Origin of the sequence: Bradyrhizobium sp. KBS0727 (assembly GCF_005937885.2) — a bacterium.
GTDB lineage: Bacteria > Pseudomonadota > Alphaproteobacteria > Rhizobiales > Xanthobacteraceae > Bradyrhizobium.
On record NZ_CP042176.1, the window covers coordinates 7,113,963 to 7,128,456 of the forward strand.

The following is a 14,494-nucleotide window of genomic DNA, read 5'->3' on the forward strand; positions in this document are numbered from 1 at the left end:
GGAAACCTCATGAGCAAGTACACTGATATCGGCGTCGAGAAGCACGGTCATGTCGGCCTGATCGAAATCCGCAAGCCGCCGCTGAACTTCTTCGACGTCGCGCTGATCAACCAGATCGCCGACGCGCTGGAAGAATTCGACAAGGACGTCGAAATCCGCGCCACGGTGCTGGCCGCGCAGGGCAAGGCGTTCTGCGCCGGCGCCGACTTCTCCGACCCGAAGCGTCAGGAGCAGGAGCAGGAATCGAAAAAGGATCCGGCCGCCAACCTGCCGATCAACCATCTCTACGTCCAGGCCGTGCGCATCTTCCGCAACAAGAAGCCGGTCGTCGCGGCCGTGCATGGCGCCGCCATCGGCGGCGGTCTCGGCCTCGCGGTGTCGGCAGATTTCCGCGTCACCTGCCCCGAAGCGCGCTTTGCCGCCAACTTCACCAAGCTCGGCTTCCATCCAGGCTTCGGTCTCACCGCGACGCTTCCCGAACTGGTCGGCAAGAACAATGCGGAACTGATTTTCTACACCTCCCGCCGCGTCACCGGCGAGGAAGCCACCCGCATGGGCCTCGCCAATCTCTGCGTGCCGCAGGACCAGGTGCGCGCCGAGGCGATGAAGCTCGCCGCTGAAATCGCCGAATGTTCGCCACTCGGCCTGATCTCGACCCGCGCCACCATGCGCGCCGGCCTCGCCGACCGCGTGCTCGCCGCGACCAACCATGAACTGGTCGAGCAGAACAAGCTGCGCTCCACCGAAGACTTCAAGGAAGGCGTCAAAGCCACCGCCGAACGCCGCGTCGCGAATTTCAAGGGGCGGTGAGTTTACTTACCTCTCCCGCTTGCGGGGTCGAGACGAGCGAAGCTCGCTCTTAGGTCGACGCGCTCGCAAGAGCGCGGCGGGTGGGGGAATTCTCTCCACTCGGCATTCTCTTCGTGGCTGGCACCCCCACCCCAACCCTCCCCCGCAAGCGGGAGAGGGAGCGCAGCGGTGCTAGACGATGGAAACGTAAGCGATCACGCCACCAGGCCAAACCTTACGCCACACAAATCAAAACCGTCGCCCGATACCTTGCAACCCTTCGCCTTGGCGGCATCGCGCACCTTTGCAATATCGCCGACCTTGAATGTCAGCCCGCTCATCAAATCGCTGGCGCCCTTGACGAAGCGGAAGCTGGCATTGGGCAGTTTCAGCTCGGGTTCGCCGCCGGCGCCTTTGCTGACAGCAACGCCGGTGATCTTGCCCCAGTGCTCGGCGAGCCCCAGCGGGTCCGGGCTCTGCATCTCGACGCCAGTCAGCGCCTGCGTGACGTCCTTCGTGATCGACTTCTGCCAGTCCGGACCCGCCGGCGGATAGACGCCGAGAATATCGTCGCTGCCATCGGTGTGGTTGAACTCGATGAAGGCGGCGCGGCAGTCACGCGGGTGCAGCTGCACGCCGTGGTAGGGCGCATGCGTGATCACGTTCGCGGTGCGCACGCCGATGCCGTTGGCGTGCTTGCCGCGCGCATCGGGATCGTCGCAGCAGAAAATCGCCATATAGCCGCCGCGGCCGCCGGTCTTGTCGAGGAAACGCCCCGCCGCGGTGCCTCCTTGCGTCGGCGCCACCACTTCCAGCAAAATGGTGTCGACCGGGAGAAGAGCGTTCTCCAGACCGTATTTGGCGACGTTGCCGTCGCGGTAGCAGACCTTGAGCCCCATGATCCCGACGATATCCGAGACCACGGGCTCCAGATGCGGCGCCACCAGGCAGATCTGACGTAGCCTCAAATAGGAAGCCATGTCAGTGACCCTGGAAGGCGGGCTTGCGCTTCTCGACGAACGCCTTGGCCGCTTCCTTGTGGTCGGCGGTCTCGCCGGAGCGCGAATGATGGATCGCCTCGCCGTCGAAGCATTCTTCCAGCGACATGGTCTCGGCATTGTTGATGTTGCGCTTGATGTAGCCGAGCGTCACCGACGGCCCCTGCGCCAGCGACATTGCCAGCTCATGTGCTGCCGCTTCCACTTCGGCATCCGGCACGACCTTGGTCACCAGGCCGAGCGCGAGCGCCTCCTGCGCCGTCAGCACCGGCGACAACAGATAGAGCTCGCGTGCCTTCGCGCTGCCGAGCAGATGGGTGAGAAAATACGTTCCGCCGTAGTCGCCGGAGAGACCGACCTTGGCAAACGCCGTGGTGATCTTGCAGGAGGCGCTGGCGATGCGCAGGTCGCAGGACAGCGCGATCGAGAGACCGGCGCCGGCGGCGGCGCCGTCGACCTGCGCCACCACAGGTTTCGCCATCTGGTGCAGGATGCGCGACACTTCCATGCCGCGGCGCAAGTTCACCATCTTGGCTTCGAACGGCAACGGCGCCCGGCCCTCCGCCATCGACTTGACGTCGCCGCCGACGCAGAAGGTGCCGCCGGCGCCCTTCAGCAGCACCGCGCGCACCTCATGATCCTCCGCCGCCCGCCGCGCCGCCGCCACCAGCCCGATCGTCATGTCGGGATTGAGCGCATTGCGCCGGTCGGGACGATTCATGGTGATGGTGAGCAGGCCGTTGTCGAGGTTTTGCAGAACGATTTCGCTCATGTGTTGTTCTTTCTTGGTTGTTGTTAGCTATCTCTCCGTCATTCCGGGGCGGTGCGCAGCACCGAACCCGGAATCTCGAGATTCCGGGTCTGGTCCTTCGGACCATCCCGGAATGACGGATCGCTATGTTTCGCGCCTTCGCGCCATCTCCGTCACTTCTTCACCAGCGGGCAACGCGACAGTTCCAGCGACTGGAACGCCTCGTTGCCGGGAATGGTCGCGAGCAGCTTGTAGTCGTCCCAGCGCGCCTTGGACTCCGAGGGCTTCTTGACCTCGAACAGGTACATGTCGTGCACCATGCGGCCGTCCTCGCGAATCCGGCCGTTCTTGGCGAACATGTCGTTGACCGGGGTGTCCTTCATGATCTTCATGACCGCCGCCGCGTCGGTGGTCCCTGCCGCCTTCACTGCCTTCAGGTAGTGCGTCACCGACGAATACACGCCGGCCTGCGCCGAGGTCGGCACGCGCTTGATTCGCTCCATGAAGCGTTTTGAAAACGCGCGGGTGTCGTCGTTGAGATCCCAGTAAAAGGCTTCCGAGAGCAGCAGCCCCTGCGCGGTTTCGAGACCGATGCTGTCGATATCGGTGACGAACACGAGCAAGGGAGCGACTTTCTGGCCGCCCTTCATCAGTCCGAACTCGGCCGCCTGCTTGATGGCATTGACGGTATCGCCGCCGGCATTGGCAAGCCCGATCACCTTGGCCTTGGAAGCCTGTGCCTGCAGCAGGAAGGAGGAGAAGTCGGACGTATTGAGCGGATGCCGCACGCTGCCCAGCACCTTGCCGCCGGATTTGGTCACCACATTGGCGGTGTCCTTTTCGAGATCCTGACCGAAGGCATAGTCGGCGGTCAGGAAGAACCAGCTATCCAGGCCCTGCTTGACCGCGGCAAGCCCGGTCACATTGGCCTGCCCGAACGTATCGAACACGTAGTGCACGGTGTAGGGACCGCAGGCTTCATTGGAGAGCCGGATCGAGCCGGGCCCGTTGAAGATCACGATCTTGTTGCGGGCTTTCGCGATCTCGCCGGCCGCAAGCGCCGTCGCGGACGCCGCGACGTCGAACAGCATCTCGACGCCCTGGTTGTCGAGCATATCGCGGGCGATGTTGGCTGAAAGGTCCGCCTTGTTTTGGTGATCGGCCGCGATGATCTCGATCTTGCGGCCGAGCACCTCGCCGCCGAAATCCTCGACCGCCATTTTCGCGGCCGTCTCGGAACCCGGCCCGGTAATATCGGCATAGAGGCTCGACATATCCAGAATGCCGCCAAGCTTGAGCGGCGGCTTGGCTTGCGCCAGTGCCGAGGTTGCCGACATCGCCAAAGCGGCGGCGAAAATACCTGTGACAACCCGTTTCATCGAGGCCTCCCTGTATGACTTGCTGCATTGCTTGCAGCTTTGAATTTCGGCGCGATCATGCCGCATGGCACCCACAGCGGCAAGGCGCGAGGGCGATGCACGCGAAGTGTGTTTTTCCGCTAAGCGGAATGAGTGCGATCACCTCACGTCAACAATCCCTTCCCCGGCACATGATTGAGCTCGAGCCGGATGCCATCGGGATCCTCGAACAGGATCGAATAATAACCCGGCGCCCATTGATCCTCGCGCGGCGCGCGAATGATGGTGGTGCCGAGCGTATTCAGGAAGGAATGCAGCTCGTCGATGTCGGCGCGTTCGCGGGCGCGAAAACACAGGTGATGCAGGCCGACGCGCTTCTGCTCGAAGGCAGCGCCCGCGTGCTCGGGCGACGGCGCGCTGATGCCGACCGCGGTGCGGCCGCCGACGCAGTAATATGTCGTTTCGGTATCGGTGACGGGTTTCAGACCGAGAAACGGCAGCAGCTTGCGATAGAATTCCCGCGAACGTTCGAAATTCGAGGCGGTCAGGAAAATATGCGCGACACCGTTGATCTCCATCGTCTCCCCCTCCGTGGCTTTTTCGGATAGCAGTAACGTTGACCGCAACCATACAGGAACAGACGGGATTGCGAGTACCCATGACCGGGTTGGCGTTGCTGGGCCGAGCGTCTGTCGCGGCGTGTCTGGCGCTGTTCGCTCTCGGAGAGGCGCACGCCGCCGGATGCCTGTTCACCGCGCAGGGCGAAGGCCGGGTCGCCGCCGTGATCGATGCGCGCAGCTTTCGCCTCGACGACGGCCGCGAGATACGCCTTGCCGGAATTGAACTGGCCAACACGGACAAGGCAAAGGGCCCGGCCGCGCTTGCGGCTGTGATCGGCGGACACGACGTAACGCTGCACGGCGCGGACGACACGCCGGATCGCTACGGCCGCCAGACCGCCTTTGTGTTTGTGGCGGAGACGCCGGTGCAGAGCGAGTTGCTGGGCCGCGGGGAAGCCATGTTTGCCGCCGATGTGGCCGACAAGGATTGCGCCGGAACCCTCGCCGCTGCCGAGGCCTCGGCCATCAAGGCCAAAATAGGAATCTGGTCCGCCCCCACGGCCATAAAAAACGCGGAAAGTCCCGGCGATATTTTGGCTGGGGTTGGGCGCTTTACGGTGGTCGAGGGCAAAGTTTTGTCCGTAAGGCAGGCAGGGGCGACGACCTACCTGAATTTCGGACGGAACTGGACACAAGACTTTGCTGCGACTATTTCAAGGCGCATGATACCGGCGTTCGAGGCGGCCGGGCTTTCGCCTAAGTCCCTCGAAAATCAAAGGATTCGGGTCCGCGGCTTTGTCTCGTCGCGGGGAGGACCACGGATCGAGGTGCTCCGGGTGGGGCAGATCGAAGTGCTGGGCGGGAAGTAGCGCGTGATCCGAACGAGCGGATACCGGTTTTTCGCGAAAGATCGTGTGCAAACAATGGGATGAGATCGTGGCTCGATCGCGTCGAGCCGTGATCTTCTCGACAATCCGAGTAGGCTGACGTGACTGAGCGTGCAGGACAGCGCGGGGGAATGGTGAGGCGCCGCCTTTTGGCTGCGTCAGCCCTGTTGTGCGCCGGTTTCACGCTTTCGGCTTGCGGCAATATCGGCCGGTTCGAGACCGCGGCGCCCTCGCCGGCCATCTCGCCAGTTAAGCCAAACCGCACCGTGGCGCAGACGCCCGCCAGCGAGCGCGAGCATGAGCGCATCCTGTCTTCTTATGGCGGCGCCTATGACGATCCGAAGCTGGAAGCATTGATCGGCAAGACCGTCGACCGGCTGGTCGCGGCGTCCGATCGCCCGGACCAGGCCTACAAGGTGACGATCCTCAATTCCGGCGCGGTGAACGCGTTCGCGCTGCCGACCGGCCAGCTCTATGTAACGCGCGGCCTGATCGCGCTCGCCAGCGACACCTCGGAATTGTCCTCGGTGCTGTCGCACGAGATGGCGCATGTACTCGCAAAACACGCCTCGATCCGCGAGGACCAGGCGCGGCAGGCGGCGGTGGTGACGCGCGTCGTCACCGACATGAGCAACGATCCCGATCTGACCGCGCTGGCGCTGGCGAAAACAAAACTGACGATGGCGAGCTTCTCGCGCGCGCAGGAATTCGAGGCCGACGGCATCGGCGTTGGCATCGCGGCAAAGGCGCATTTCGATCCCTACGGCGCGTCGCGCTTCCTGACCTCGATGGAACGCAATGCCGCGCTGAAGGCCGGCAAGACCTCGCTCGATCCGCGCGCCCAGGACTTCCTGTCCTCGCATCCGGCGACGCCCGAGCGCGTGCAGAACGCGCAGGCCAGCGCCCGGCAATACACCTCGCCCGAAGGCGGCGAGCGCGACCGCGAGACCTACCTCGCCGCGATCGACAACATCGTCTATGGCGAGGACCCCAGCGAAGGTTTCGTGCGCGGCCGTCGTTTCCTGCATCCGAAACTCGGCTTTACCTTCCAGGCTCCCGACACCTTTACGCTCGACAACACCGCGCAGGCGGTGATCGGCGTGCGCGAGGGCGGCACGCAAGCGATGCGCTTCGACGTGGTGCGGGTGCCGGCGGAACAGTCGCTCGGCGAGTATCTCAATTCCGGCTGGATGGAAGGCGTCGAGAAGGCGTCGACCGAGGACCTCACCATCAACGGCTTCCCGGCGGCGGCGGCGACCGCCCACGGCGATAGCTGGCAGTTCAAGGTCTACGCGCTGCGCTTCGGCAGCGACGTCTACCGCTTCATCTTCGCCGCCAAGCAGAAGAGCACCGAGAGCGAGCGCAACGCGCGCGAAACCGTCAACTCGTTCCGCCGCCTGACGCTGGAAGAGATTCAAGCAGCTCGACCGTTGCGCATAAAAGTCATCACCGTGCAGCCCGGCGACACCGTGGAGTCCCTCGCCCACCGCATGTCCGGCGTCGACCGCCCCGCCGAGCGGTTTCGCATTCTCAACGGGCTGGACCAGCATGCCCAGGTGAAGACGCGCGACCGCGTCAAGATCGTGGTGGATTGACGCGGTCTTTACTCTTCGACGCCGAGCAAGATGATTTACTCGCAGCACAGAATCCGCCCATCAAACCTCTGGCAATATGGTCGCATTGGCGACGGCACCGAATTGGCCATCTGGTACGGGAATTCCAGCCTGCCGCTGTCGTGTCACTTCCATCGAGAATTCCAGATCACCGCAGTGCTGAAGGGATGCCGCCGCTTTCTAACGGCGACCGGCGTCGTGACTGTCGGTGCAGGCGAGGCTCTCGTCATTCCGCCTGGGCTGCCGCACCAGGCCATCGGCCTCGAAGCGGAGCGTACCTTGAACCTCAATTTCTATCTCACGCCCGAAGGCTTGCCCCTGCGACGGAACACGATCATCGTTCGAACGCCGTGCTGGCTTCAGACCGGGCTGTCAGTCGATAGTCCGACGCTGATCGACTGGATCCATGACGCGCTGGAGCGCTCCGGCGAAGACTCATTCGATGCCGCTTCCGTGTCGGTCGCCAACGCGCTCCCCAGCAACGAACCGCGTATCGCCGATATCGCATCGACACGGGGAATGAGCCGGGAAGGCTTCATCCGCAGCTTTCGCCGCAGCGTCGGAATGACGCCTCATGCCTACCGGCTTGCATTTCGGCTGAACCGCGCGCGTGAGCTGCTGGCTGCCAATGTTACTCCCGCGCAAGCGGCAGCGGATGCCGGGTTTGCCGACCAAAGTCACATGGGGCGGCATTTCAGGCGCTCCTTTGGCGTGACTCCCGGCATCTACCGTTGCGCCGTTCGCACTTGATCTTGGATCGTCCAAGTCACTTTCGTTCCAGACAGGGCCTCCCGTCCGTTCCAGATTGATTCTCGACCAAGGGAATCGTCATGGATATTGATACAGCAGCGTTCTTGTCGGTGGCAGGGATCATCGGCGGTATTGTGAATGCCATCGCTGGCGGGGCGACGTTGATTACCTTCCCGGCGATGCTTGCGGCCGGGCTGCCGGCGCTCGCCGCCAATGCATCGAACGCGGTGGCGGTGACGCCAGGACATCTGATGGCGGCGCTGGCCGATCATCGGCGATTGCCCGCCCTGGATCGGCGGCTCGCCGCGAGCGCGGTCGTCACGATTGCCGGCGGTGCCATGGGTGCCGGACTTCTGCTGGTAACGCCGGAGCGCTTTTTCACGGCGCTGGTGCCGGCACTGATTGGAATTGCGACTCTCATTTTTGCGTTCGGCCCTCGTATCCAGGCCACGCTGCCGCAACACGGCGGCGACGCCGTTAGAGACATGCTGTTGCTGCCGACCGCAATGTATGGCGGCTATTTCGGCGCGGGGCTCGGCGTGATGCTGCTTGCCGTTTTGACGGTCGCAGGCCGGGAAGAGTTTCGCGCCATCAACGCGCTCAAGAACCTGCTTGCAACCGCCGTCAGCCTCACCACCTTGACGATCTTCGCAATAGAGGGACTCGTGCACTGGCCTGAAACGTTCGCGATGCTGACTGGCGCACTGGCCGGCGGCGTTTGCGGCGGCCGGTTGATTGCAGTTTTACCACCGTCCGTCGTGCGCCTGGTGGTCATCGTTACCGGTTTGTCGATGACGGTGATCTACGCCTTCCGCTATTGGTTTTGAATCCGTCAGAGGCGCCCCACGACGACTCGGTCGCTAGCCAGGCGAGCCCAAACAAAAAGCCCGGTCTTTCGACCGGGCTTTTTCATTCAATCCTTGGGATTCTTTCAGGCGGCTTCGTCCGCCACCGCAGCGTCGTCGCCGTCGGCTTCGACATCGGCCTCGTCGGCTTCACCGGTCGCATCCGCCGCATCGGTCTTGGCGCCGCGGCGCGGGCTCTTGGCGAGCTGGCTTTCGATTTCCTTGACCGCTTCGGTCTCGGTCGAATGCTGGACCACGGCGATTTCGCGCGACAGCCGATCGAGCGCTGCTTCATAGAGCTGGCGTTCGCTGTAGGACTGCTCGGGCTGCGATTCCGAACGGTAGAGATCGCGGACCACTTCGGCGATCGCAACGATGTCGCCCGAATTGATCTTGGCTTCGTATTCCTGCGCGCGGCGCGACCACATCGTGCGCTTGACGCGGGCGCGGCCCTTGAGGGTTTCGAGCGCCTTCTTGACCAGCGCCGGCTCGGACAGCTTGCGCATGCCGACATTGGCGACCTTGGCGGTCGGCACGCGGAGCGTCATCTTGTCCTTCATGAAATTGATCACGAACAGCTCAAGGCGGGCGCCTGCGATTTCCTGCTCTTCGATCGCCAGGATTTGGCCGACGCCGTGAGCGGGATAGACCACGAATTCATTGGCCTTGAAGCCCTGACGCTGGGTCACGACCTTCTTCGGCTCTTCGATCTTGGGGGCGGCAGCTACCGGCTTCACAGCAGCCTTCGGCGCGACCACGGGCTTATGGGCCGCAGCCTTGGGAGCGTGGGAAGGCGCAGCAGTCTTGGAAGAGATAGGCTTGGGAGCGACCTTCGAAGCAGTGGCCTTCGAACCCGTCGCTTTCGCGGCAGTTTTTGCAGTCTTATCTGGCATTGCGCTTCTTTTGTTTTTCGAGGACTTTGTGGCCGCAACTTTCTTGGCTTCCTTTACAGGCGCCTTGGCACGGCCTTTCGGTGCGCTGCGGCTGGCCGCTGCGGCTTTTTTGATGGTCTTTGAAGCACTCTTTTTACGCGTTTTCTGTGACACAGCCTGCGCGCGGAACTGCCACGCCCCTGTTCGATGTTTTACGGGAACCCCACCGGGGCCACAGGTACGCATGGCCAGGTTCGGCTTGTAATGTGCCCAATATAGCACATTTTCCGCAAAAATCAATGATTTACGCCCATTCCGGACCTTTACGGAGACCTTTCCGTCAGAAGTCCGTCAACAGGGTTAAATCAGCAGGCTCTATTTGGCCCAGACCGGGTCCAAATTAGGTCCGAATCGATTCTAATCGGTCTTTTGGTTCGCCACGGGACCTGCGAATCAGTCGCCGGTGCCGGGTTCCTTGGAAAAATATTTCTCGAACTTGCCTTCCACGCCGTCGAATTCCTTCGCGTCCGGCGGCTGGTCCTTCTTCTGGGTGATGTTGGGCCAGCTCTTGGCGTATTCGGTGTTGACCTCGAGCCACTTCTCCAGCCCCGGCTCGGTGTCCGGCTTGATGGCGTCGGCGGGACATTCGGGTTCACAGACGCCGCAGTCGATGCATTCGTCGGGATGGATGACCAGCATGTTCTCGCCCTCGTAGAAGCAGTCGACGGGGCAGACTTCAACGCAGTCGGTATATTTGCATTTGATGCAGGCTTCAGTGACGACGTAAGTCATCCAGGACTCCGAACAGGCTCCGAAGGGGATCAGTTTTCCGGGGTTTGCGTAGCGCATGAAGTGCGCTGCCGCAAGGGAAGCAACGTGCTCAAACCGGGCGTTTTCGGCGTCCCTCCAGTCCCTTGCAGATAGTTACGGCTTGGCGTTCTGCAAATCCTCGTAGAGCACGCGCGCGGCTGCGGCGTCGCCACGCCGTTCGCTGAAGCCAGTCACTTTGAGGATGCGCACGCTATTGTCGAGCGCGATGGTGAGGACGTCGCCTTGCTTCACGCCATGTCCCGGGGCTTTCTCGCGCACGCCGTTGATGCGGACGTGACCGGCTTCGACCAGCGCAGCAGCCGAGGTGCGCGCCTTCACCACCCGCGCGTGCCACAACCATTTATCGAGACGCTGGCGCTCCAAATAAGCTCGCCCTCAGATCGATCGCTATTCCTTGCGGCCGGCGAGCTGTTCCTTCAGCGCTGCCAGTTTGGCGAACGGCGAATTCGGATCGGCCGGACGGTCGCGCTCGCGCGGCGCGGCCGTGGTAGCCCACTGACGGTGCGACGGGCCGCTGTCGCGCTTGTCGCGGCCGCTCTTGTCACGTCCACCGAAGTCGCGGCCCTTGTCGCGCGCGCCACGGTCGCCGCCGCTCTTGTTGCGGTCGCCACCCTTGTTGCGATCGCCACCGCCGAACTTCCTGTCGGGACGGTCACCACCGCCCTTGTCGCGGTCGCGCCCCTTGCCTTCGAAGCGCGGACGCTCGTGACGGGTCTCGGTGCGCGCCTCGGTCGCCGCCGGCGCGCCTTCGGTAGGTGTGCCTTGGGCCGGTGCGGCGGCCACGGCGCCGTCGGCCGGTGCGCCCTCGCGGGGTTTTCGGAACTCGTTATGGCGACGGCCGCGCCGGTGACGCTGCTCGCCGCGTGGTGCGCCCTCCGCCCCTTCGCCGGCAGCAGCGGGCTGCGCGCCCTCCTGCGGACGGCCGTGATGGCGCTGGCGGTTGCGGTCGTGATGCGGACGGCGTTCGTCCGAACGGCCACCGGGCCGCCAGACGTCGATCAGTACCGGCTCGGCCGGTGCATCGGGCTTTGCCTCGGCGCCGACAGCTACTTCGGCCGGCGCAGCTTCGCTGGCGGCGGATTCGGTTGCGACCTCAGAAGCAGCCTCTGCGGGCGCTTCGCCGACAGGGGTTTCAACCGGCGCGGTCTCGACAGGCGCGGTCTCGACAGGCGCGAGTTCCGGCTCCACTTCAACAACCGGCTCCGGCGCCGCTTCGGCGACAGGCTCAGGCGCGGCTTCCACTGCGGCCGGGGCTTGCTCGCTCGCGACCGGCAAAGGCGTCACCTCAGGCAGCAGGGCTGCCGACGGCGCGGGATCGCCGGAGACCGGCATGTCCGTGACATCGGCGGTCACGGTTTCCGGCACGATCGCATCAGACGGCGTCTCGGCAACGGCCTCGGTTGGTGCGGCTTCGGTCGCGGAGACAACAACGGGCACCGGCTTCGGCGGCAGCGGCGCGCGGCGGTCCATGCGGTAGCCGAGCGCGCGCAGGATCGAGGCAAAATCTTCGCCGGCCGATCCGGTCAGCGAGGTCATCGCCTGCGTCACCACAAAGCCGCGGCCGTCGAACGCACCGGCCGGCTTTTCGCCGGGCGAACTCTCGCGCCAGGCCAAAGCGGGACGAATGAGATCGGCGAGACGTTCCAGAATATCGACACGCACCGCACGCTCGCCGCACTGGCGATAGCCGAGCAGCCGATAGGCATCGCGCGGCAGCGCCTTGTCGACCGGGAACGAGGTGCGGCCCGAACTCGCCAGATGCTGCGCGCCCGACAAAGCCGACATATCGACATTGTCCTGCTTCTCGGCCCACAAAAGCGAGGCCAGCGCGCGCGCGGCGGGCTTCAAGAGCGCCGGGAAATAGATGTGATAGGCGCCGAAGCGGACGCCATACTTGCGCAACGTGGCGCGCGACGCCTGATCGAGATCCTTCATCTCCGCGGAGATTTTCGCGCGCTCGAGCACGCCGAGCGCTTCGACCAGCTGGAACGCGATGCCGCGGCCGATGCCGGTGATGTCCTCGGCCTTGGAAAGTCCGAACAGCGGGCCCAGCAGCTTTTCGATATGCGTCTTCAGCCACAGATCGAGCCGGGTCTGCACGGCCTCGCGCGGCGCGCCGTTCAAGCGATCGTCGGCAATGATGCGAATGCGCGGATGCAGCGCATCGTCAGCGGCGACGAGTTTGGCCACGGCGTCGCCAGTCCAGCGGATGGTGCCGTCGGAGGCCAGCACGATCTGATCGTCGGGGGCTGCAGCGAGCTTTTCGGCACGCGTGTCGATCTCGCCGGCGAGCACCTGTTGCGCCGCCGCCTGCAGCGCCTTGGCATCCGAGCCGGCTTCTGCTGCATCCGGCGCAAAGGTGAATCCGTCGAGGCGGCCGATCGCATGGCCTTCAACAATCACTTCGCCGGTCTTGCCAATTTCCGTATTCAAAACACTGTTCTCCCGCAGGCGGCGCATCAATACACTGGTACGGCGGTCAACGAAACGCTCCGTAAGCCGTTCATGCAGCGCATCGGACAATTTATTTTCGACTTCGCGCGTGATTCCCTGCCAGTGATCGGGGTCGGAAAGCCAGTCCGGCCGGTTGGCGACGAAGGTCCAGGTGCGGATTTGCGCGATTCGGCCCGACAGCGTGTCGATATCGCCGTTGGCGTTATCGGCCTGGTCGACCTGGGCGGCGAACCATGCATCGGGAATCCGGCCGTTTTTCATCAGAAAACTGTAGAGCGTGGTCACGAGTTCGGCATGGGCGGCCGGCGCCAGCCGGCGGTAATCCGGGATCTGGCAGGCGTCCCACAGCCGTTCCACGGCCGCCTTCCCATGGGCCATGTCCCGCACATCGCCGTCGCGGGCGGCGTGATCGAGCACGCGCAAATCCTCGGCAATCGGCGCCCGGGTCAGAGCCTCATGCGTGGGCGACACCGCCAGAGAGACCTGCAACGAGCCCAGCGAGGCGAAATCCAGCTTCGAATTGCGCCACTGCAGCATTTTGACGCTGTCGAAGGTGTGGTTCTGCAGCGCGTTCACCAGCTCCGGCTCGAACGGCGCGCAGCGGCCGGTGGTGCCGAAGGTGCCGTTACGGGTGGCGCGCCCGGCGCGGCCGGCGATCTGCGCGAATTCGGACGGGTTGAGGCGGCGGAACTGGTAGCCGTCATATTTGCGGTCACTGGCAAAGGCGACGTGATCGACGTCGAGGTTGAGCCCCATGCCGACGGCGTCGGTGGCAACGAGATAATCGACGTCGCCGTTCTGGAACATCGCGACCTGCGCATTCCTTGTGCGGGGCGAGAGCGAGCCCAGCACCACGGCTGCACCGCCATGCTGGCGGCGGATCAGTTCCGCGATCGCATAGACCTCGTCGGCCGAGAACGCGACAATCGCGGTTCGGCGCGGCTGCCGCGTGATCTTGCGGTCGCCGGCGAATTCAAGCTGCGACAATCGCGGCCGGGTGACGATCGAGGCGCCCGGCAGCAGCCGCTCGATGATGGGACGCATGGTCGCAGCCCCCAGCAGCAGCGTCTCGTCGCGACCGCGCCGGTGCAGGATGCGATCGGTGAAGACATGCCCGCGTTCGAGATCGGCTGCGATCTGGATTTCGTCGACGGCGAGAAAACTGACGTCGATATCGCGCGGCATCGCCTCGACGGTGGAGACCCAGTAGCGCGGATTTTTCGGCTTGATCTTCTCTTCGCCGGTGATCAGCGCGACCGCTTCAACGCCGGCGCGATCCGCGACCTTGTTGTAGACCTCGCGCGCCAAGAGCCGCAGCGGCAGGCCGATGACCCCGGACGAATGCGCCAGCATCCGCTCGATCGCCAGATGCGTCTTGCCGGTGTTGGTCGGCCCGAGGACTGCGGTGACGCCGGAGCCGGGAGCGCGTTCGTGGGCGAACGGGGAATGAGAGAAAGCCATATTTTACGGGTGTTTCTTGCGTCGCGTCTTTTTCAGGGTGTGTCATTATGCGACGGTGATGCGGTCGCGCTTAAGCTCTGGAACGAGTCTGGAACGAATCGCGTCCGAATCGCAGACTCCACCCTAGACCGGCTTCGTTCTCCGCAACATCTCGCGTGGGTGCGATCGAGACGGCACTAGATCAAGTTTGAGAGGCCTCCACAAGATCAGGTTTTTCGGCGGAAACGTTAAGAACAAAGCGGCGGCGGAGTCGAATCAGAAGCGGTGAAGAGTCAACGGGATTCTCGCCGGGTTCGTCATTCCGGGGCGATGCGAAGCATCGAAC

General features: G+C 63.7%; 13 protein-coding genes. 5 read left to right on the plus strand and 8 right to left on the minus strand.

Translation table 11 applies throughout. The features are described 5' to 3' along the window. Nucleotides 1–9 precede the first annotated feature (9 nt). Nucleotides 10–810, plus strand: a complete 801-nt coding sequence (locus FFI89_RS33275; RefSeq protein ID WP_138831667.1) for an enoyl-CoA hydratase/isomerase family protein — start codon at nucleotides 10–12, stop codon at nucleotides 808–810. Between the two features lie 194 nt (nucleotides 811–1,004). Here the strand turns inward: FFI89_RS33275 and FFI89_RS33280 are convergent, their stop codons facing one another. The 4 genes from FFI89_RS33280 to FFI89_RS33300 form a co-directional block, all read right to left on the minus strand. Beyond that, nucleotides 1,005–1,769, minus strand: a complete 765-nt coding sequence (locus tag FFI89_RS33280; protein WP_138831668.1) for a hypothetical protein — start codon at nucleotides 1,767–1,769, stop codon at nucleotides 1,005–1,007. A 1-nt stretch (nucleotide 1,770) separates the two neighbouring features. Next, the gene (locus FFI89_RS33285; RefSeq protein WP_138831669.1) at nucleotides 1,771–2,559 is read right to left on the minus strand and encodes an enoyl-CoA hydratase; all 789 of its coding nucleotides are present in this window, start codon (nucleotides 2,557–2,559) and stop codon (nucleotides 1,771–1,773) included. Between the two features lie 152 nt (nucleotides 2,560–2,711). Continuing rightward, nucleotides 2,712–3,917, minus strand: coding sequence for an ABC transporter substrate-binding protein (locus FFI89_RS33295; protein WP_138831671.1), 1,206 nt, complete (start codon nucleotides 3,915–3,917; stop codon nucleotides 2,712–2,714). A gap of 143 nt (nucleotides 3,918–4,060) precedes the next feature. Further along, complete coding sequence (locus FFI89_RS33300) at nucleotides 4,061–4,474, minus strand: VOC family protein (RefSeq protein ID WP_138831672.1); 414 nt, start codon at nucleotides 4,472–4,474, stop codon at nucleotides 4,061–4,063. An 80-nt stretch (nucleotides 4,475–4,554) separates the two neighbouring features. On the opposite strand from FFI89_RS33300, the gene FFI89_RS33305 reads away from it, so the two are divergent. From FFI89_RS33305 to FFI89_RS33320, 4 genes are all read left to right on the plus strand, one after another. Continuing rightward, nucleotides 4,555–5,325, plus strand: coding sequence for a thermonuclease family protein (locus FFI89_RS33305; RefSeq protein WP_138831673.1), 771 nt, complete (start codon nucleotides 4,555–4,557; stop codon nucleotides 5,323–5,325). A 149-nt stretch (nucleotides 5,326–5,474) separates the two neighbouring features. Then, a complete protein-coding gene (locus tag FFI89_RS33310; protein WP_138831674.1) occupies nucleotides 5,475–6,938 on the plus strand; it encodes a M48 family metalloprotease in 1,464 nt (487 codons plus the stop codon). Between the two features lie 102 nt (nucleotides 6,939–7,040). After that, complete coding sequence (locus FFI89_RS33315; protein ID WP_168213128.1) at nucleotides 7,041–7,706, plus strand: AraC family transcriptional regulator; 666 nt, start codon at nucleotides 7,041–7,043, stop codon at nucleotides 7,704–7,706. Between the two features lie 110 nt (nucleotides 7,707–7,816). Beyond that, nucleotides 7,817–8,533 (plus strand): sulfite exporter TauE/SafE family protein, encoded by a 717-nt coding sequence (locus FFI89_RS33320; RefSeq protein WP_246669332.1) that lies wholly within the window; start codon nucleotides 7,817–7,819, stop codon nucleotides 8,531–8,533. Between the two features lie 104 nt (nucleotides 8,534–8,637). Here FFI89_RS33320 and FFI89_RS33325 read toward each other — a convergent pair whose 3' ends face one another. The 4 genes from FFI89_RS33325 to FFI89_RS33340 form a co-directional block, all read right to left on the minus strand. After that, entirely contained in the window at nucleotides 8,638–9,444 is an 807-nt protein-coding gene (locus FFI89_RS33325; protein WP_138831677.1) for a CarD family transcriptional regulator, read from the minus strand. 432 nt (nucleotides 9,445–9,876) lie between these two features. Beyond that, nucleotides 9,877–10,215 (minus strand): ferredoxin FdxA, encoded by a 339-nt coding sequence (gene fdxA / locus FFI89_RS33330; protein WP_138831678.1) that lies wholly within the window; start codon nucleotides 10,213–10,215, stop codon nucleotides 9,877–9,879. A gap of 132 nt (nucleotides 10,216–10,347) precedes the next feature. Continuing rightward, nucleotides 10,348–10,617, minus strand: coding sequence for an RNA-binding S4 domain-containing protein (locus FFI89_RS33335; RefSeq protein WP_138831679.1), 270 nt, complete (start codon nucleotides 10,615–10,617; stop codon nucleotides 10,348–10,350). 24 nt (nucleotides 10,618–10,641) lie between these two features. Next, complete coding sequence (locus FFI89_RS33340) at nucleotides 10,642–14,169, minus strand: helicase-related protein (RefSeq protein WP_138831680.1); 3,528 nt, start codon at nucleotides 14,167–14,169, stop codon at nucleotides 10,642–10,644. Between the last annotated feature and the right edge of the window lie 325 nt (nucleotides 14,170–14,494).